13 protein-coding genes are annotated in these 20,407 nt (G+C 39.0%); 7 read left to right on the top strand and 6 right to left on the bottom strand.

Annotation, left to right across the window (positions count from 1 at the left end):
- The first annotated feature begins 78 nt into the window (after nt 1-78).
- From R2Q70_RS14375 to R2Q70_RS14355, 5 genes are all read left to right on the top strand, one after another.
- Entirely contained in the window at nt 79-1,209 is a 1,131-nt protein-coding gene (locus R2Q70_RS14375) for a formylglycine-generating enzyme family protein (RefSeq protein WP_316808259.1), read from the top strand.
- A 152-nt stretch (nt 1,210-1,361) separates the two neighbouring features.
- On the top strand, nt 1,362-4,487 hold the full coding sequence (locus R2Q70_RS14370; protein WP_316808258.1) for a TonB-dependent receptor: 3,126 nt from the start codon (nt 1,362-1,364) through the stop codon (nt 4,485-4,487).
- An 11-nt stretch (nt 4,488-4,498) separates the two neighbouring features.
- Nucleotides 4,499-5,980, top strand: a complete 1,482-nt coding sequence (locus R2Q70_RS14365) for a RagB/SusD family nutrient uptake outer membrane protein (protein ID WP_316808257.1) — start codon at nt 4,499-4,501, stop codon at nt 5,978-5,980.
- 25 nt (nt 5,981-6,005) lie between these two features.
- Nucleotides 6,006-7,667 carry an arylsulfatase gene (locus R2Q70_RS14360; protein WP_316808256.1) on the top strand — a complete coding sequence of 554 codons (1,662 nt, stop codon included), beginning with the start codon at nt 6,006-6,008 and terminating at the stop codon, nt 7,665-7,667.
- Between the two features lie 17 nt (nt 7,668-7,684).
- Nucleotides 7,685-9,340 (top strand): arylsulfatase, encoded by a 1,656-nt coding sequence (locus R2Q70_RS14355; RefSeq protein WP_316808255.1) that lies wholly within the window; start codon nt 7,685-7,687, stop codon nt 9,338-9,340.
- 508 nt (nt 9,341-9,848) lie between these two features.
- Here R2Q70_RS14355 and R2Q70_RS14350 read toward each other — a convergent pair.
- Together R2Q70_RS14350 and R2Q70_RS14345 are read right to left on the bottom strand one after the other, a co-directional pair.
- On the bottom strand, nt 9,849-10,595 hold the full coding sequence (locus R2Q70_RS14350; RefSeq protein WP_316808254.1) for a LytTR family DNA-binding domain-containing protein: 747 nt from the start codon (nt 10,593-10,595) through the stop codon (nt 9,849-9,851).
- Nucleotides 10,596-10,606: 11 nt separating this feature from the next.
- Nucleotides 10,607-12,529: a histidine kinase gene (locus tag R2Q70_RS14345; RefSeq protein ID WP_316808253.1), complete on the bottom strand. Its 1,923-nt coding sequence runs from the start codon at nt 12,527-12,529 to the stop codon at nt 10,607-10,609.
- Between the two features lie 663 nt (nt 12,530-13,192).
- Between R2Q70_RS14345 and R2Q70_RS14340 the strand changes: the two genes are divergently transcribed.
- Entirely contained in the window at nt 13,193-13,708 is a 516-nt protein-coding gene (locus tag R2Q70_RS14340) for a hypothetical protein (protein ID WP_316808252.1), read from the top strand.
- A gap of 154 nt (nt 13,709-13,862) precedes the next feature.
- On the opposite strand, the gene R2Q70_RS14335 is transcribed toward R2Q70_RS14340, so the two are convergent.
- From R2Q70_RS14335 to R2Q70_RS14320, 4 genes are read right to left on the bottom strand one after another with little or no spacing between them, the layout of a single operon-like run.
- Entirely contained in the window at nt 13,863-14,912 is a 1,050-nt protein-coding gene (locus tag R2Q70_RS14335) for a hypothetical protein (protein WP_316808251.1), read from the bottom strand.
- A 27-nt stretch (nt 14,913-14,939) separates the two neighbouring features.
- Complete coding sequence (locus tag R2Q70_RS14330; RefSeq protein ID WP_316808250.1) at nt 14,940-16,415, bottom strand: hypothetical protein; 1,476 nt, start codon at nt 16,413-16,415, stop codon at nt 14,940-14,942.
- A gap of 12 nt (nt 16,416-16,427) precedes the next feature.
- On the bottom strand, nt 16,428-17,270 hold the full coding sequence (locus R2Q70_RS14325; RefSeq protein ID WP_316808249.1) for an XAC2610-related protein: 843 nt from the start codon (nt 17,268-17,270) through the stop codon (nt 16,428-16,430).
- A gap of 29 nt (nt 17,271-17,299) precedes the next feature.
- Nucleotides 17,300-19,402: a WG repeat-containing protein gene (locus R2Q70_RS14320; protein ID WP_316808248.1), complete on the bottom strand. Its 2,103-nt coding sequence runs from the start codon at nt 19,400-19,402 to the stop codon at nt 17,300-17,302.
- A 382-nt stretch (nt 19,403-19,784) separates the two neighbouring features.
- Here R2Q70_RS14320 and R2Q70_RS14315 point away from each other — a divergent pair, with 382 nt between their 5' ends.
- Nucleotides 19,785-20,225 (top strand): hypothetical protein, encoded by a 441-nt coding sequence (locus R2Q70_RS14315; protein ID WP_316808247.1) that lies wholly within the window; start codon nt 19,785-19,787, stop codon nt 20,223-20,225.
- Nucleotides 20,226-20,407 lie beyond the last annotated feature (182 nt).

Here is a 20,407-nt window from a genome sequence, read left to right as displayed (position 1 = left end):
TAATTAACGCCCACTCAGCTAAAATCAATTAAATTGATTTTACCAGTTTTGTTTTCTCTGAACATCAAATTTTTCAAATTGAAAAAATTATACTTAGGCATAGTTATGTTTTCATCGCTGATTGCTTGTAAGCAAAAGCAGGATGCGAAAGCCACGTTGAACACAAAAAACGAGTTCGACAAGAAAGTAGCTATTTGCTGTGATTCGAATATTCCTTCGCGATTTAAACCTGCTTCAAATTCATCTGCAGAGGGGAATGCTGCCACAGCAGATCATAAAAACATGGTTTGGATTCCAGATGGCGACTTTCAAATGGGTGGAGATAACAAACAAGCCTCAGCAGATGAATTTCCAAAGCACCGTGTAAAGGTAAAAGGTTTCTGGATTGATCAAACCGAAGTAACAAACAAGCAATTTGCTGCTTTCATAGCCGCTACTAAATATAAAACTACTGCCGAAAGAAAACCAGATTGGGAACAACTGAAGCATCAGGTTCCACCCGGAACGCCGAAACCACCGGATAGTGTTCTAGTTGCGGCATCGCTGGTTTTTAAGCCTGCTAAGGCCCAGGTTGATTTGAATAATTATACCCAATGGTGGACCTGGCAAGCAGGCGCTGACTGGAAACATCCAAATGGCCCAAAAAGTAATTTAAATGGTAAAGAAAATTATCCGGTAGTTCATATTTCCTTTGAGGATGCTTTGGCTTACTGCAAATGGGCCGGAAAAAGACTACCCACCGAAGCTGAGTGGGAATGGGCGGCTCGAGGCGGCTTGAAAAACAATATTTATCCTTGGGGAAACGAATCTGTGAACAGCGGAAAGCCTAAAGCAAATAGCTGGCAGGGAAGTTTTCCTTATAAAAATACTTTAACTGACCGTTTTTACCTCAGCGCTCCGGTAAAATCATTTACACCCAATGGATACGGATTATATGATATGGCGGGAAACGTTTGGGAATGGTGTTCTGATCTTTACGACAGCAATTACTACAACACTATAAATGATCCAAATGGCGTAAACAATCCAAAAGGCCCTGTCACGTCAAATGATCCTGATGAACCTTACGCAGTGAAACACGTGGTAAGAGGCGGCTCATTTTTGTGCAATGACAGTTATTGTTCAGGCTATCGTGTAGCCCGAAGAATGAAAACAACAGAAGATAGCAGTATGGAACACCTTGGTTTTAGATGTGTTGCCGATAAATAGATTTAAAAAGGAGGACAAACGAAAAAAAACTTACAAAACAATCAATAAAAAAAGAGGAATGCAGTGCATCCCTCTCAGGTTCAAATTAATGAAACAGGCATTCAATTGGCGTTGGCGCCTGTTCCAACCGATAAAATAAACCCATTAAAGATATGCAAATAAATGAAAAGGTTGTGATGACCTTTCAATCTGTGCTACAAAATAGTTTACAAAAGCTAGGGCACAGATTTAAAAAGACAACTAAAGTTGCTTTTAGTTTACTGGTTTTCAGTCTGTATCTCACTCATGTTCAGGCTCAAATTAAAACGCAACCATTAGTAAATTCTACCTTGACTGGCCGCGTTTTAGATGCCAAAGACAAACAGCCAATTCCGGGCGCTATTGTTCACATTGTGGGTACCACACACGAGGTAATAACCGATGATCAGGGTAGATTTAATTTTGTTACTGGCCAAAAATTCCCCTACACACTTCAAATCAGTTATGTTGGCTTTAAAAAATTAGAAATAATTGCGACAGGCAAATACCTCGATATTCAGTTGGAAGAAACTGCCAATAACCTGAATGATCTGGTGGTTGTTGGATATGGAACACAAAAGAAAAGTGATTTAACAGGATCAATTTCAACCATTTCACAAACGGCATTGAAACAACCTGTTTCTTCATTGGATCAGGCACTAAAAGGTGCGGCAGCAGGTGTTCAGGTTACCCAAACCTCGGGCCAGCCTGGTGGCGGCGTAAGTATTCGTATCCGCGGAGGAAGTTCCATTCAAGGTGGAAATGAGCCTTTATATGTCATTGATGGTTTTCCAATTTACAATAGTGCAAGTACTTCAGGTGTAGTAAGTGGTGCTTTAGTAAATCCACTTTCAAGTATCAATCCTTCAGATATTGAAACCATTGACATTTTGAAAGATGCATCTGCAACAGCAATTTATGGATCTCGTGGCGCAAATGGGGTGGTCATTGTAACCACAAAAAAGGGAAAAGCCGACCGCAGCAGCATTAGTTACGAAGGCAGTTTTGGCGTTCAATCTCTTCGCAAAAAAATAAATTTATTAAACGCCAGGGAATTTGCCGTTTTAAGAAATGATGTGTTATTCGATGCGACGCCTGCAAATGGTCGTTTTCAATATCTATCGCAGGCGCAAATAGATAATCTCGGTGCTGGAACAGACTGGCAAGATGAAGCTTTTCGATCGGCAAATGCCCAAAACCACAATTTATCCATTAGCGGTGGAAGTGCTAAAACGAGGTATTTACTTTCCGGCAACTATTTTAAACAAGATGGAATTGTAAAAAATACCGATTTCAGCCGGTTGAGTTTTAGGGCAAATGTTGATGCCAATCCATTTGAAAAACTTAAGGTGAGTGCAAGTTTAAATTTCAGCAAATCTGATGCAAACCTCGCACCATCGGGCATCATTAATGGCTTATTGATTATGCCTGCAACAGCAAGTGTTTATCAACCAAATGGAAGCTATGTATTAAGAAATCCTTTTGAAAACATTTTCGCCAATCCTATTGCATCGCTTAATGAACAAATTAATAAATCGACAACCAATCGTTTATTGGGAACGGCATTTGCCGAATATACCATTATTCCAGGTTTAAATGTAAAGGTGCTCGTAGGCACCGATGTCTCCAATGGAATTGAAAAAAGTTACATCCCGAGTAATATTTATGAAGGCAGTTTAACAGGTGGAACGGCCGCCAGAGGTGCGCTAAATTCTTATTCCTGGTTAAATGAAAATACCGTTACTTACAACAAATCAATTGGCAAACATAATTTTGATTTATTGGCGGGTTTTACCCAACAAGAATACCGGGTAGAAGAATTTAATGCTGGCGCACAACGATTTGTACTGGATGATTTGAATTATAACTCACTTCAAAGTGGCTCAACTTTAGTTCGCCCTGCTTCTGATGCCGCTCAATGGATACTCCACTCCTACTTAGGGCGAGTGAATTACAATTACGATCGAAAATATTTCTTAACAGCAAGCATCCGTTCTGATGGTTCTTCAAGATTTGGCGCTGGAAATAAATGGGGCTATTTCCCCTCTGCGGCTTTATCGTGGAAACTGAGCAGTGAGGAATTTTTTGAACCTTTGTTAAAAACCATTAGCGATTTAAAACTCAGGGCAAGTTTCGGAACCACTGGTAATCTTGAAATTGGTGAATACCAGTCGCTCGCCACACTCGGCACCTATACCTACATCATCGGTGGTAATATTTTAACTGGCTTTGCCCCAAACAGAATTGCGAATGATAAACTAAGCTGGGAAACCACCTACCAATACAATACAGGTTTGGATGTTGGCTTATTTAATAACCGTATCCAACTTACACTGGATGGTTACTATAAAAAAACAACCGATTTACTGTTAAACGTGGAACTACCGTGGACAACAGGACAAGCATCGGTATTGCAAAACTTTGGATCTGTAAGCAACAAAGGTTTCGAGATTGGGTTAAACACTAGAAATCTAACTGATGGCTTGATCTGGAATACCAACCTCAACTTCTCGGTGAATAGAAATAAAGTGTTAACGATTGGTAATGGCGCAACATCGTATATCACCGGCAACTACATTATCCGCGTTGGTGAACCTTTAGGCAGCTTTTATGGAACGGCTACTGATGGCATTCTACAACTCGGCGAAGAAAGTACCAAAGGAAAATATACAGGAAGCGCAGTGCCAAAAGCGGGAGATCGCTTATATAAAGATTTAAATGGTGATGGCACTTTTACAACCGCGGTAGACAGAACCATTATCGGCAACGCACAACCAGACTTTATTTTCGGTATTACCAATACTTTTGAATGGCGTGGAATTGATCTCTCTATATTTGTACAAGGCGCATACGGCAACCAAATTCTGAATGCCAACAAACAAACGTTAGAGCTTTTCACTGGTCAACAAAATGCCTCGGCATCTGCTTTAGAACGATGGACACCAACTAATCCAAGTCAAACAATACCGAGAGCGAAACTAGATCCTGCCCCTGTTTTTTCTGATCGGTTTATTGAAGATGGATCATTTTTAAGGTTGAAAAACGTGAATTTAGGCTACACCTTACCAAAGGCATTTACCCAAAAAGCCAAAATCAACAACATTTATTTTTATCTCAGCGGTCAGAATCTTCTTACCTGGACAAAATATACAGGCTTTGACCCAGAAATTACTTCTGGAAGCAATGTTTCGCCCGGCACTGATTCAGGAATTTACCCTGTGTCCAGAGCCATTTATGCTGGTGTAAAAATCACTTTATAACCTGTTTAGACATGAAAAAAAATAAAATACTATTATCTGCGTTCGCATTCGGCTTGCTCACTCTTTCAAGCTGCAGTAAACTCGATGAAAAACCAGAATCGTTACTGGTAACCAATCAGTTTTATCAAAATGAATCTCAGGCTACTGCAGCCGTAACTGCAGCTTACAGAAAACTCTACGATAGCGGGCAATCGCTATACAACGGACTTTTCCAAATTGGTGTGGAAATGGCTACAGATGATTACGAAGCTGGGCCACGGGCCAGAAATGCACATGTAAGAGCAATTTCTGGTTTAACTCACGACTCCTCTAACGACAGGATGGAGCAACTTTGGAAACAGAGTTACGATGCCATAAATGTATCAAACATCGCCATTGATAAAATCGCATTAATTAGTGCCGAAAATATCAGTATTCAAGCCAGAGCACAATTAATTAATGAAGCCAAATTTTTAAGGGCATTACATTATTTTAATTTGGTTAGATGGTTTGGCGATGTTCCACTAATCTTGAAAGAGACTATAAGCCTGGATGACGAAAGTTTATATATAGCTAAATCTCCCGAAGCAGATATTTATGCTCAGATAATAAAAGATTTAAAGGATGCTGAAGCATTGCCAACACCAGTACAGCAGGCAGCTAAGGATCTTGGCAGGGCAACTGCGGGAAGTGCAAAAAGTCTGTTATCAAAAGTATACCTCACACAAAAAGATTGGGCAAATGCTGCTGCAAAAAGCAAAGAGGTAATTGATAGCAAATGGTACAGCCTTTTCGATAATTTTGCCGATGTATTTAATGTGGCCACCAAAAACGGTAGGGAACATATTTTTTCAGCGCAATTTCAAGGCAACTCTGGTTATCAGGGAAATAGTTTAGCAAGTCGATCAGCCTCTGCAGATGTACCTGGAATTAACGGCGATTATGCAGACGCATTGCATACCGCCGGTGGATTATTTGCCAGCTATGCCAATGAAGATACCCGTAAAGCGGTGACATTTGTAACGCAATTGGTTAGTCCGGTAGATGGTAAACTCTATTCTTTCGCACCGCAATTTAATAAATATTACGATCCTGCTGTGGTGGGAAATCAAGGCCAGTCTTCTAAAAACACACCCATTATTCGCTACGCCGAGGTGTTATTAATTTATGCCGAAGCTTTAAATGAAGTGAATCGTGGTCCGAACGCTGAAGCTTATGCGGCTATTGATTTGGTTCGCCAAAGAGCCCGAATTGCAAAACTTGCCAATGTTTCTCCACTACTGAATGAAAATGATTTTAGAGATGCAGTATTCCAGGAACGCAGGAAAGAACTGGTTTACGAATACCAACGGTGGTTCGATTTGGTCAGACGAGGCGCTGATTATTATATCGCAACGCTGAAAGCTGCCGGAAAAACACTGGCTGCCAAACGCCATCTCCACTTCCCAACGCCCGTACGAGAAATTAACCTGAACCCAAAATTGAAACAGCACCCAGATTGGGTTGGCTATTAATTAATGGAAACCTCAATACTAAAAGATGAAATTACCAACTAAAAATGCAGCTTTAAAAACTACGGTATTAACCTTAGGCCTTGGCTTAACTTTGTTTACAGGCTTTGCGCAACAACAAAAAAAGCCGAATATCATCCTCATTTTAGTCGATGATCTTGGGTTTTCTGATACAGGCCCTTACGGTGCAAACGAAATTCAAACGCCCAACCTAAATGAACTTGCACAGGGCGGATTAAAACTTAAGGAATTTTACAACAATTCCATTTGTGCACCAACACGGGCATCGGTATTAACCGGACAATACCAACACAAAGCAGGTGTAGGTTATTTCAACGTAAATTTGGGTTTACCGGCCTATCAGGGTTTTCTGAATAAAGAAAGTTTAACACTGGCCGAAGTATTAAAAAATGGTGGTTATTCCACGCTAATGTCGGGAAAATGGCATGTTGGCGATGATCAAGACCAATGGCCAAATCAACGTGGTTTTGATAAATTCTTTGGTTTTATTGGTGGCGCCAGCAACTATTACGAAATCGGTAATCAGGATAAACCAACTGTTCCTTTAATTAAAAACAATAAGCCAGTTTACATTGAGCCTGGTAAATACCTAACAGATGAGATTACCAATAATGCATTGGAATTTATTGCGGATCAAGACAAAGAGAAGAAACCATTTTTCTTATACCTGGCTTTTAATGCTCCGCATTGGCCATTACAAGCTTTGCCTGCCGATATCGAAAAATATAAAGAGACCTACAAAATTGGCTGGGATTCATTGCGCAAACAACGACATCAAAATGCAATTAAAGCTGGCGTAATTTCTGCTGATCAAAAAATTGCAGAACATGATCAGCTGGTGAAACCGTGGGATAAACTGACTTATGATGAGCAGCAATATTGGCAACTTCGCCAAGCTGTATTTGCAGCCATGATTGATCATGTTGACCAAAGCATTGGCAAACTTCGTTCGAAATTAAAGGAACTTAAAAAGGATGATAACACGCTAATCGTATTCATTTCTGATAACGGTGCGCAAGGCGGAAACGGAACCCGACCATATACCCAACGCACCACTGAAACTGTTGGGGCTCCGGGTTCTTATGAAATACAAAACAGTAACTGGTCGCAAACGGGTAATTCTCCTCTTCGAAATTATAAGGCGACACCTTACGAAGGTGGGATCAGCGCCCCCTTCATCGCCTGGTATCCTGCAAAAATTAAAGCCGGAACCATTAAAAAGGGAACCGGTCATATTATCGATTTAGCACCAACTTTCTACGAATTCGCAGGGGCCAAATATCCTACAGATTTCAATGGTGTAAAAACCAATCCGCTTGCAGGCCAAAGTTTATTGCCCATATTAACCGGAACGGCTAATGAAATTCAAAGGGCGCAACCCCTGGCGTGGGAACGCGGAGGCAACAAAGCCATACGTGATGGCAAATGGAAATTGGTTGCTATCGCTTCAAATGAAGGTAAATATGAACTGTACGATATTGAAAAAGACAGAGCTGAAAACAATGATCTCGCTGCCAAAAACCCGGAAATTGTGGCAAAACTTAAAGCAAAGTATGATGAATGGGCGAAAAGGAATGATGTTGTCGAATACGAAATATTAAGACCGAAAACATTGGCGCAGCCTGCCAGAACCGGACAAACACCCGCAACAAGAGAAAGAAGAAATTAATCAATAAACCAATTGAGATGAAAAAATCATTTTTAATATTGCTTGCTTTGACGGCTTTAAATTCCTTCACAGCAGATGCGCAAAAGAAGCAACGTCCAAATATCATCCTCATTTTAGCCGATGATTTAGGTTATTCGGATTTAGGTGCTTACGGCTCTGAAATCCAGACACCCAACCTGGATAGACTAGCCAACCAAGGCATCAGATTAAAGGAATTTTATAATAATTCCATCTGTGCTCCAACCCGGGCCTCCATACTTACCGGGCAATATCAGCACAAAGCCGGAGTAGGTTATTTCGCAAATGATTTAGGGCTACCTGCCTATCAGGGCTACTTGAACAACGAGTCATTAACTTTGGCCGAAGTACTCAAAGGCAATGGATACACTACCTTGCTCTCGGGCAAATGGCATGTTTCCGGCAAAGGACAAAGTTTGCCTTGGCAACGTGGTTTTGATAGAAGTTTAATGGCCAATAATGGCAGCTATTTTGATCAGGGCGATTATAATGGTGGCAAAAAACAACCCTACTTCCAGGATGGAAAACCGTATCCTTTGGAAGCTGGCAAATTTTATCAAACTGATGTAGTAACCGAGCAGGCCGTAAAATACATCGATGAGGAAACAAAAAAAGATAAGCCATTTTTCCTTTACCTGGCCTATACAGCACCGCATTGGCCATTGCATGCCTTACCGGAAGATATTGCGAAATATAAAGGCAAGTACGATAAGGGCTGGGATGAATTGAGAAAAACACGTTTTGAAAAGCAGAAAGATTTGGGCATTGTTGATAAAAAGACCGTACTTTCTGTTAAAGATGATGACATATACGACTGGAGCAGGCTTTCCTACGATCAACGCCATCAATGGGCAACAAAAATGGAAGTGTTTTCTGCTATGGTCGATCGAATGGACCAGGGAATTGGTAAGGTGCTCGATCAATTAAAAAAAAGTGGTGCGGATGAAAATACATTGATTATTTTTATTTCAGACAATGGTGCGCCTGCCGAAGAAATGATTAAATGGCATAATGGTGCTACCCGAAATACCGGTCCTGTTGGTACCATTGGTTCTTACGAATCGCAAAGCAAAAACTGGTCGTACGCATCAAACACTCCATTTTTAGCTTTTAAAGATCACATGTACGAAGGTGGAATCAGTTCGCCTTTCATCGCATGGTTTCCATCAAAAATCAAAGCCGGCCAAATTAGAAAAGGTATCGGGCACATTATCGATTTAGCGCCGACTTTTTATGAATTAGCAGGCGCTACTTATCCGAAAAAATTTAACCAGGTTACGCCAAACGCTCTTCCAGGAAAAAGTTTGTTGCCTGTTTTATTTGAGAAACAAGATACCGTTAAACGTGGAGAGCCGCTATTTTGGGAACGTGCAGGAAACCGGGCTGCCAGGTTAGGCAAATGGAAACTGGTATCGCATTGGCCAAGTTATGCCTGGGAACTTTATAACCTTGAAGATGATCGGGGGGAAACACAAAATGTAGCGGCCAAAAATCACGAGCTGGTTAGCAAACTATCTGTTAAATATTTCGAATGGGCAAAGAAAACAGGTGTGGTCGATTTTAAAATTCTGGAAGATAAAGAACCTCAATCGATGAAAGATTTTAGGAAAAGTAAAATTCAGGATCCGGTTGGAGGTGGTGGTTTTGGTTTTTAAAATCCTCAAAGAAAAAGAAACCTAAATTAAAGCGTGAAAACTGAAGAGGCTGTATCATAAATAGAAATGTCATCCTATGCCTGACGAAGGAATTGTAGAAATTGCTTTAAAAGGCATTTCAACGATCTGTCCCGATTTCTCAGGAAGCTCAACGTGACAAAGTTTTAAGAATAAATTGATTTATAATACAGCCTCTTCTACGTTTAAAGAAACATCAAACCCATGTATCCTCTACCCAGAATTGCGAATAGCAAGAGTAACATCATAAAAAGAGGGTACATATTACAAAATTTGCTCCGTAACTTTTCTGGAAAGTGAAGCGGCGATGCCTGGAAACAAAACACCAATAACGGCGAGCGCTAAAAAGCATAAATTAATCCCAAACCCATTGCGTTGATTTACCACCAAGAATCATGATATACAACATGACAACGGCAATAAATAATGCAACTTTCCTGATCAATAAACGGCCAGTCCAATTTTCATCATTCATATTATTGATCGAGGGCTAGGCAATATTTTCCAGATACCTCAAAACCTCTTCTTTTTTCCTGCTCGAAACCAAAATATTGGCTTTATTTTCCATCTGCAGGTAACCTTCCCTGTAGTATTTTTTTACATATTTAAAATTCACCAAATAAGATTGATGGCATCGTAGAAAGCCAAAAGGCGTAAGCAAACTTTCGTATTCTTTTAATCCTTTCGAAACTACAATTTCACGCCCATCGTTCAAATAAAAACTGGTATAGCCTTTATCGCTTTTGCAAAACATAATATCTTCAATGGCCACAACCTCAATATATTCTACACTTTTTAAAGCAATACGTTTACTTGCGCTTACACCCTGTGCCAGATAATGTTCTTTCGCAATAGCCAGTTGTTGCTGCCCAAAGCTTTCATGTTCCCGGTGGTGGTAACATTTGTTAAGTGTTGTGGTTAGTGAAACCTCATCAATAGGTTTAAGCAAATACCCAAAAGCACCCAAATTAAGCGCCTGAATGGCGTACTGATCATAAGCCGTAAGAAAAATAACCTGAAAATCGGAAACCCCCAGTTCATCGAACAAATTGAAGCTATCGCCATCCTTTAACCGGATATCGGCTAAAATAATATCTGGCTTTAACGCCGGAATTTCTTTTCCGGCAACAGCGATCTCCGCAGCAAAGCCTACCACTTCCAGGTACTCTATTTTTTTTACGATTTGCAGGATATGCTGCAAAATGCGGATCTCATCCTCCAGTATATAAAGTTTCATATCAATCTGATTTAGTCGTTAATAATTGGAATGGTTATTTCAACACAAACACCTCTACAGCCAAGTGCTTTTTTATCTTTAATCGTAAACTCAGCATGTTGATTGTTTGATTTGAACAATAAGTCAAAACGTTCCTTTAAGATAATTTGTGCCAATGATTGCTTTTTGTGCTGATCTTTAGTGTTATGTACTAACCCGCTGCCATTGTCATCCACTTCAATTAACAACATATCGTCTTTTATTTTAAAAGAAATTAAAAGCAAACCTTTATAGGCAATATTCCTAAATCCATGTTCAATCGCGTTTTCTACAAAAGGCTGGATCAACATTGGTGGAATGAAGGTTTCATTTAAATCAAGTTGCTGATCAACATCAATCTGATAATCGAAAACACCCGCATAGCGCATTTGTTGTAATTGGATATAATTATTTAGGGAGGTAACTTCTTCTGCTATTTCGATAAAATCTTTCCTGTTCTGCTCCAGAATACCTCTTAACAAACCAGAAAACGATTTAAGATAACGTACCGACTCATCAATATGCCCCGAGGCAACAATACTTTGCAAGTTGGCGATGGCATTAAAAATAAAGTGTGGGTTTAACTGCGCCTGGAGCATTTTCTGTTCCATAATCAGGCGCTGATTGTCAGATTTTAACAGTTTGTTCTTCTCTTTTAGGCGTTGCTGACGATAAAAAATGAAGAAAAAAGAAATGACGCCCAAAAAAATCAATACAATAAGGAACATTGATGAGCGCTGTTGCTGAATAATGGTTTCATTTAGCTTATTACGCCCTTTCAATTCTGCAATATTCCGATCTTTCTTTTCAGTTTCGTATTGCTCGCTCATTTCTGCAACCTTTACGGCTTCAATGGCTTCATTGTTTTTAAGCACTATTTTATGAGCAGCCTGGGCTGCTTCCAAAGCCCGGGCATAATCGCCTTTCATTTTATAGGCATCAATTAATCCCTCATAATGCACTTCTTTTTGCTTCCCGGATACATCACGTTTCTCAAATGCAATGCCCTCTTTATAATAGCGAATTGCAGAATCTGGCTGATTATTCCGGATAAATGTAGTGGCCAGATTATTAAAGGCGATGTCGTTTAAATTATCTGTTTTCTTTAAATAATTGAAATAGGTTTTGCTCGAAACCAATGCCTTTGCCGGCTCACCCTTTTGACTGTATAGCTGTGCCTCATTATCGTAAGTACGGGCAAGCGCCAAACTATCGCCAATTTGCTTCGCCAATAAACGGGCTTGATTGTTATAATAAGCCATCTTTTTAAAATCATTTAACCTCGATGCCAATAGAAAAGAGATATCGAAATAACGTTGCTTTATTACCGGGTGAAAATTAAAGGGGTGACTTTCAAAGTAGATGGCCGCATATTTTAATGATTTTTTTTCGTTATGATTTTGAAAATAAGCTTGCGCCAGCAAATCATAAAAACGATAGGTAAAGCGGCTATTTACACTTTCTGCTGATTTTATAGCGGCAAATATCTGACCGGTTAAGGCAGATTCGACCATCGATCCGTTGCCCATTTTCTGGGTAAGCATTCCGAAGGTTTTTAAAAGTGCAAGTTCGTCGTTAGCTTTTGAAGGTGTTATTTTTTCATATTCAAGCAATGCACTATCACGCTTTTTCTCCAGGCTGTATTTTCTGGCTTTGAAGTAATGGTGGTAGGGCTGTGTTGCTTTATCTGCCGAAAGGTTTAATAAACTATCCTCTTTAAAAATGTTTTTTTTAACCTTAACTGATGATAAAGTATCAAAAGAAATAATGAGCGACATGTAATCTTTTTTTACCCCTGAGTTTTGCGTAGCTGATTCGGCAGTTTTTTTAGAGCCATTTTTATTCTGGCAAGCAGAAATCAAAAGCATGCCCAAAATGGAACTAAATATACATACGGTTCTGGCATTGAAAATCATTAATGAGAGATGAGCTTAGGTAAAAATCTATAAATATTCTTTAAATATATAAATAGAAAGCTTCCATCAAGAAATCAGTTAAACATTCGCTGCTTTTCAATCTATATCCGTACGAGATGAATGCTTATTTGCAATTTGACATCTTTCCTATCGCTAACTTTTCAGAAATAACGATTAAACAAACGAATATCAGTTGCCACTGATCAATTATAGATTGGCCCTCTTTCACTCTTCTTTTTCTCCTCAAATTCAAATCAGAAACAAGAAACCATCCTCTGATTTCTAAAAATTATTAACCATTTACTTAAAACAAAAAATCATGAAAAAACTATGCTTTGCATTGATTTGCACTGCGGTTGGCTTTACCGCTTCGGCTAATGATTCATTGCCCAAAAAATTACAGCACAACATCTACAAAGCTGGAAACTGTAATAGGCTCCAGATCTGTTAACACTATTGAAAATGGAAGCCTTAGCACAGAGAAGTTAGGGCTGTTTCGCCGACAAATGAACTTCGTATAAATACAGGTTATCTTGGCGCCGGGAACAACATATTCTTCGAATAATTAAGCAACCAATGGGGATAATAACCCAATATTGGCGAATAATAATTCCGGCAATATTTCTCACACAAGAGGCTTATATTTATTTAAAATTTAAATCGATGAAAACTTATAACTACCTCGAAGTAAATGCGGGCAAAGGAATTGGGTTTGCCCTGGCCTACGTAGCATTAATTGTGATCATTTTATCTTTCGTTTTTGGAGGATTTTTAGGTCTTGCAGATGCCGTAAACAATTTTGGCAGCAGCAAAGGCTTGGGTTTTCTGGTTGGTTTCTTATGCATCGCTCCTATTTTCTTCCTGATGAAGTTTATTTACCCGAAAATTAATCTGACCACAAATGATAAATATGTATTGGTGAACCGGAAAAATCAACCCGATCTGGTAATTAATTATGATCAGATTAATGCCATAGCCTTAAATGCACAGCGTTTAAATACATTAACCATCTATGGTCAATCAAATGAAGTATTATTTCATATCCAGCCGTTTAATAATCATCATTTTATGGCCGAGCTGGTGAAAGACATTACTGCGAAAAACAGCTACAAAAAATCTGTAACGCAGAAGAGAATGTTAAATACGAATTATGACATGGTTGTTTATCAACGCGGTTAAATCACCATTGCTTTTGAACAAATCGTTATTTCCACATAGGTGGGAATATTAATGCAATTGCTAAATACATTAAAATCTCCGCATCCGCAAAGGATGACGATGGCCAGGAAAGTCTGTACTTCAGCAACGCGACTCGCTTTTCAGATCAGATTAGTTAATTCTTTAATTTAATCAAAAATAATTTCTTCGCATTCGGCGAATAAAATGAAAAACCCTTTGATGAATGGTAAAAAGCAGGTTTGTAAAGATCGGTTGCAGCGCCTGGCTCCTCAACAGTAAACAAACTCGGCTGGTAACCGTTATGTTTTTCCTTTTCAACTACCAGTTTTGAAACCATAAATTCAAAATTTTTACCTGCAACAGTGGTTTCGAAAAAACCCTTTCCACGCCAATTGTAAACGCTGAAGCCACCATCTCCGCCGCCAATAATATGGGAATATTTCATTTTTTCTTCAGGATGAAAATGCAACAGTTTCACATCTTTAGGAATTTCAAAACTTACTTCGCCAGTTCTAAAAATGTCTTTACGGTATCGAAACGGTCCCTCTTCATCGGGCACATTTACATAACCTGGCATTTTTTGCCACAGCAACTGCCATTTTTGATCTGCGTAAAAATAACATTGACGATACCAGACGTTGTCATTCGATAGTGAGCTGAAAAAATAATATTTAGCACCTGATTTTATCGCTTTAATTTTTGCCTCCACGCGATCAGCATCCCAGCTCAAATCAGCATTCAGCTGAACCACTTCATGCCGGGTAGTATCGCCATTGAGCGGCCAGGTGTTGTAGTAGGCACCTTTATCATTCGTGTAAACAATAAAACCGCCTACAAAGTTACCCCAATAACCATTGTAAGCAATGTAGATGGAGTCGGTAACCTTTCCGGTTGTATCAAGTTTATAATAGCTGTTATCATGTTTAGTTTCCTCATCAACCTTGGCATCGCAATCAATAATTAACTGATCATTTACAGATTGGAAAATTCGAATGGGATTAGGAGAAGCAGCGCTCGAAACTACCACCCGGGCAACCAAACTCACTTCAAAAACACTCGATTTATATTCCTCATTGATTTCCTGAAAAGCAGCATATTTGGCCGGTAAAGGTTCGCTGTTGCGCTCTACAATTAGTTTATCAATTGGAAACAAAAAATAGATTCCAAGTCCAATGATTGAAATTACTCCGATCGCTATCCACATTTTCTTCATCTCCTGTTGAATGAAAATCTATTTGAAAAAAGTATAACTTACCTGAACGGCATTGGGTGCTGCATAATCACTTTCACCTCTTTTTTGAGTACTATAAAAGGCTTTAATAATTCCATTTTCCAGTGTGTAAACCCTTTTTGAACTTTTGTATTGATTTACATTTTCCATCTGTAATGCACCGTTTTCATTGGTGCTAAAAGTTCTGGTTTGCTGGTCGCCGCCAAAGGTTTCGGTTATGGTTAATGGTAAAGTATATTGGTTATTGCTGTAACACATGGTAGAGGCCAAACGATCATCTGAAGAGGAATATTCCAAACAGGTTTGCCCATTCTGCTTTGCAATCTGATAAACACCACGAGATTTGATTTGTAACTCCTCATAATCCTTTTTTTCGGTGGCGTAGCGGATTGAATCAAAAAACACTTTTCCGATTAACTTATAACTTTTAAGTTGGTAAGGATCTTTTACCGATACAGTGTTGCCCTGGTAATAGAAGTATTTTTTGACAGTTCCTTTCTCCGAAATGGTAAAAGGCAAGTTATTTTGATAAGCAATGATGAGGTGTTCCTCCCTACCGTCTATATATTCTACCAGTTGCCCCAATGTATTAAACTTAAAAGTGAATTGTTCTTTTCCATTGGGCTGTAAAGTAATGCTGCTTACATTTTTTAAATCCATAAACTGAAACGGCAATATGTATTCTCGCAAAATCTGATCTTGTAAAAAAGCGTTCATATTTGGTTGAATATTTTCGTCGGCTTGCGTGGTTTGCATCAGTTTCTCAACAGTTAAACTATCTTGTTTAAAGCTGGCGTAATACGATGAGGTTTTAGCCACACCCCTAGCCTTTGCAATCTGTTCGGTAAGCTGAGCCATTTTGCTGCCTTGCAGAATTTTAGCTTCAGGTTTACCATTCCAAAACAAAAACCCCTCGTGGCGTTCCTGGCGGTCGAGCAGGCTTAAATCCTGTTTACCAACATTTGGCACTTTAATGTAAGTATTGCGGTAAACGTGATGGTAATTAATATCGCTTGATGGAAAATTTGATTGTAATTCATCCCATTCTCGTTTAATCAGGCCACGCATGCCGTAATAATCCGTTCTCAAATCAACCTCTGTAGGTTGTTTCCGGTAAGTTCTGCTTTCCCGGTCCGACATCCATTTCACATCATAAATCACAATGTGGGGTTTTCCGGCTTCCAGAACCAAAGTATCACAATCTGTACATATTTTCTCCCGTTCGTATTTAGCTTCTTGTGGCGAAACAGATATCATTGGTGGAGCAGGATTTCCGACAGCTTTACTTTCAAAAATTGCAATTGATGGCGGAGCAGGTTCGTCTACTTTTTTGACAATCGGTGGCGGCGGTACAACATATATCTTAACCGGTTTAATCTTTTTCTTCACCACTTTCTTTTGTGCTGAAACCGTTAATACCGCTAATACCGCAGTGGTGATTAATAATAATTTTTTGATATTTTCTTTGAGCCTCATGTTTCTCTCCATTTAATTATTCATTTCCTTTGAGCGGATCCATAACAGTTTATTTGCTGATGTGTACCGATATACATCCTGCCACCACCTGGCCCCGCCCCTGCAAGAAGTATACAGTAACTTATTTTTAGCATCTAGTTTGACATCACACAAACAGCTACATTTTGCTTTGGCGTAATTGGGATCAGCTAACCTATCAAACCGTTTCGAAGCAGGATTGTACAACCAGATGCTAAATTCCCGGTAAACACCCATTCCGGCATCGGGAATAGAGAAAGCGATATCATCGAAACCATCAAAATTATAATCGGCGATGCTGCTTTGTTTGACTGCGTTAGGCGAATCAAAATCTGGTAAGGTGGTTGCTAAATTCTTCCCATCAGGATATTGAATTTTCAATTTATTATTTTCGGTATGATTGAAACTAATCATTGCTCCATGCAAAACATATTGATCGTTGCCCTTTGCCCCTTTACTTTCAATATGCTGAAGGTTGAACTTCTTGCCATCTTTTTTACGGATATACCAGGCATTTTTTACTGTACTGATATCATGGCAAAAGCCATAAGTACCGTTTACTTTACCATTTAGCACCTCATCCCAAAGGTATGTTTCTTTATCAGGCTGCCCATCTCTTCGTCCGCTGGTATCTGCCCCGTAACTTTTCATCCGCAAGGCGATGATTTCCGTTTGGCCGTGATATTTAACGAAGGCGCCCTTGCCCTGATTACCAAAATAAATTTCGAGTGAAAAAGGTTTGTTTAAACCAACAGACTGCAAAGTGTAAGGTTGGGCATTAACCTTTGCGCTGATTATGGTTAAAAAAATGGTGATCATCCTTAATGCTCTTTTCATTGCTTTATCTCTGAATATTTTAGCCTAAATTAGTATTTATCAGCACCTTTTAGCTCTTTTCCAAACTCATTGTAAACCACGCCGCCTTTCACTTTTATCTTCCAGGAGTTGGTGTCCTCATCATAATCCTGATCATAATACTCGCCATATAGTTCTTTTACAACCACCCCCTTTTTATTAATCAAAGCATACGATTCATTTTGCAACTGAACCAGTGCCAACTTTGAGGTTGGGTAAAAACTATAGGCATACTTAAATTTAAACGGAATGGCCAGATTACCTGCGGTATTAATAAATCCTTTATCTCCTTTGGCGTTTTCCACGAGTGCCAAACCTTCGCTAAAAGGTTCAGGATCTTCGTATCCCTTTGCCGTTGCGTTTATTTTTACCTGATTCAGCTTATCTACATAAACATAGCCACTTACAACATGTTTATTTTTATCTTGCATCCTGCGGATCAGCAGTAAACCATCGTGAAATGTTCCTTCGATATTTGTATACCTGTTTTGGGTGAGATTTTTTCCACCTGCATCGAAAATATTCACCTGATCATTTTCTTTCACCTTAAAATAATCGCCCTCCACATCAATATCATCATATTTTAAGGGCAAAACGACTTTAAAATTTCGATCAAAAATACCTTCCTTACCATTTTTAACTACCCACCAATATTTGCCATTTTTAAACTTTACATTATCGTACTCCATCGGCAATACAATTTGCCCTGTAATGGCATTCACCACACCGTTATCTCCATTTACACGAGGTTCAATCTTTACATATTTGCCATCATAAACTTGTGATTCATCAATTTTATAAGGGACTTTCTCCACTTTCTGGCTTTTATAATTGATCCGATAAGTATTATCAACGTTATCATATTGGTCCCAGTAAAAATATTGATTCAGTTTGCGGAAATGCTTATTAAACTGCGGCTGTATAACCCACTTACCTTCCTTATTGATAAACCCGGCTTTTTCTTTAGCAAAATCCATCGCCAGAAAGTATCCGCCATCTTTCTCATCATAATCTAAATTGTAAGTGGCATTGAAATTTCTCATCTGTGGCAGGCTGTCGCTAACTGAAAAACCGACACTACTTACCGGACCGGCAAAGGTGTAAATAACCTTTTTGCGATTACCTTTATCAACATCAGCTAAAGCGGCGGGGGCATTTGATTTTAGCCATTTTTCAAGATCTTTTTCAGTTTTTATTGCATCAGCCTTCACCTGCTCTTTTGCCTTATCTAGTATTTTGATATAATCTTCGTAAAGCTTTTTTTTCGCCGGTGTAATTTCAGTGTTGCTGCTACTTCCCTTCTGAGACAAAACCCTGCCATCTTTGTAATAAGCCTGTATTTTAATATCGCGATCGTTTTCAACATCAGGCAAGCTACAATGCACCTGATTACCCACAATGGTATCTAAGCGGATAATTCCGTAAGGTGTTTTAACTTCTGGGCTGGCCACACTAACCTTGTACAAAGTTTTACTGGCCAATGGAAGACTAATTTTAAATTGAATGCTTTTAATTGGTTTAGGTGACAGCACTGCAATGTTATCATTAAAACTACTGGCTTTCCAGATGTACTTTTCCAATTCATTCATTCCTTCTTCATCCACAAATTCATAATCTTCGCCCTTATCTTTTTCAATTTTTGTATGCTTTTTCGCGATGCTATCACGGGTTAAAAAACCTTTATTTGTTTCTGTACCATCTAAAAAAACAAATTTTTGAGGAGTGTAAACAGGCTCCATATCAGCATTATGCATAAAATAGCTACTTTCTTCTCCCATCAATTCCAGCAAGTCATATTCATCCTTATCTAAAGCAATAATATTGTATGGGTATAGCAAACTATTGTTCACACTACGGTTTGTAAAAAACTTATTCAACACACTGTCGCTAACTTTTTTGGTATTGTCTGATTCAAAATTACTTTGTTTATCTGCAGAAAACGGCTCTGTAGTTGCCGCCGAAATCATAATCCTGGTTTCGCTAATTTTGATAATGGTTTTCAAACCATTTATATCATCGTCAATTTTCTCGAGCAGGTCTTTCTTTGATTGCGCCATGCAGGAACTGAAGCAGACCACAACAGAAAGGATCAGGTATTTTTGAAATTTCATCATATAGGATCAATATTTTGGCTTCTACACAAAGCATCTTTACGAATTTATTGATCTTTTAATTAGCAAAACTTAAGCGATTACAATTCGTAGGGTTTGAGGTAATATTTGGCAGGTTTAGGCTATTATTTGTCTTTATTACAAACCTTTTTGACTTATTTTTTCATTAAAAAGCTCGAGGACTTATCATTACGCATTACTCTCAAAACAATTCAACCTCTTCTCTGCTTTTATAAATAGGAAAACGTCATAATTTTTTGTTCCACAGAGTGGGATGAATAAATCTGATCTCTAAATGCGATAGGCGGAGCTTAATCACCTTTAAACCGAGCTTGTGAGGGACACTATAAAAAAATAAACCATCATCAATAAAAAAATTATACAGATGAAAATTTTAAAAGCAATTTTGGCGGGCTTTGCTGGTGCAGCTGCCTTAAATATATTACATGAAACAGTGCGCAGATTTGATGCTGATGCACCACGGGTTGATTTATTAGGCGAAGAGGCACTTACCCGCTCCATGAACAGCCTCAATTTAGAACCACCAAAGGGAAATAATTTATATGCGGCCACTTTAGCGGGCGATGTTATTAGCAATGGCATTTATTACAGTGCAATTGGCATGGCCGGAAGTAAAAACATTTACCTTAAAGGTGCCGTTGCAGGTTTAACCGCTGGACTAGGCGCCATTAAACTACCCGATCAAATGGGACTGGACGATGAACCGGTAACCAAAACCGATAAAACGAAAGTGCTTACCGTAGCCTGGTATTTAATTGGAGGCCTGGTTACCGCAGCCGTTTTTGACAGTTTGAATAAACGATAACTTAGCGAACAGCTGTTTACGCTTTGTTCCGAAAAACCTTCCACTTGGCTAACCATTTTGTTCCCTTTGTTAACCTTTTGCCTTCTTATGCCTACCCGTAGGGTATAACCAGACACCAGAAATGAAATAAAAGGTGTTCTTTAAGTTGATTGTGCCTAAATCTATTCCACCCCTATGGCATT

This window comes from Pedobacter agri (assembly GCF_032678665.1).
GTDB lineage: Bacteria > Bacteroidota > Bacteroidia > Sphingobacteriales > Sphingobacteriaceae > Pedobacter > Pedobacter agri_A.
This window is presented reverse-complemented; position numbering and strand designations above follow the sequence as displayed.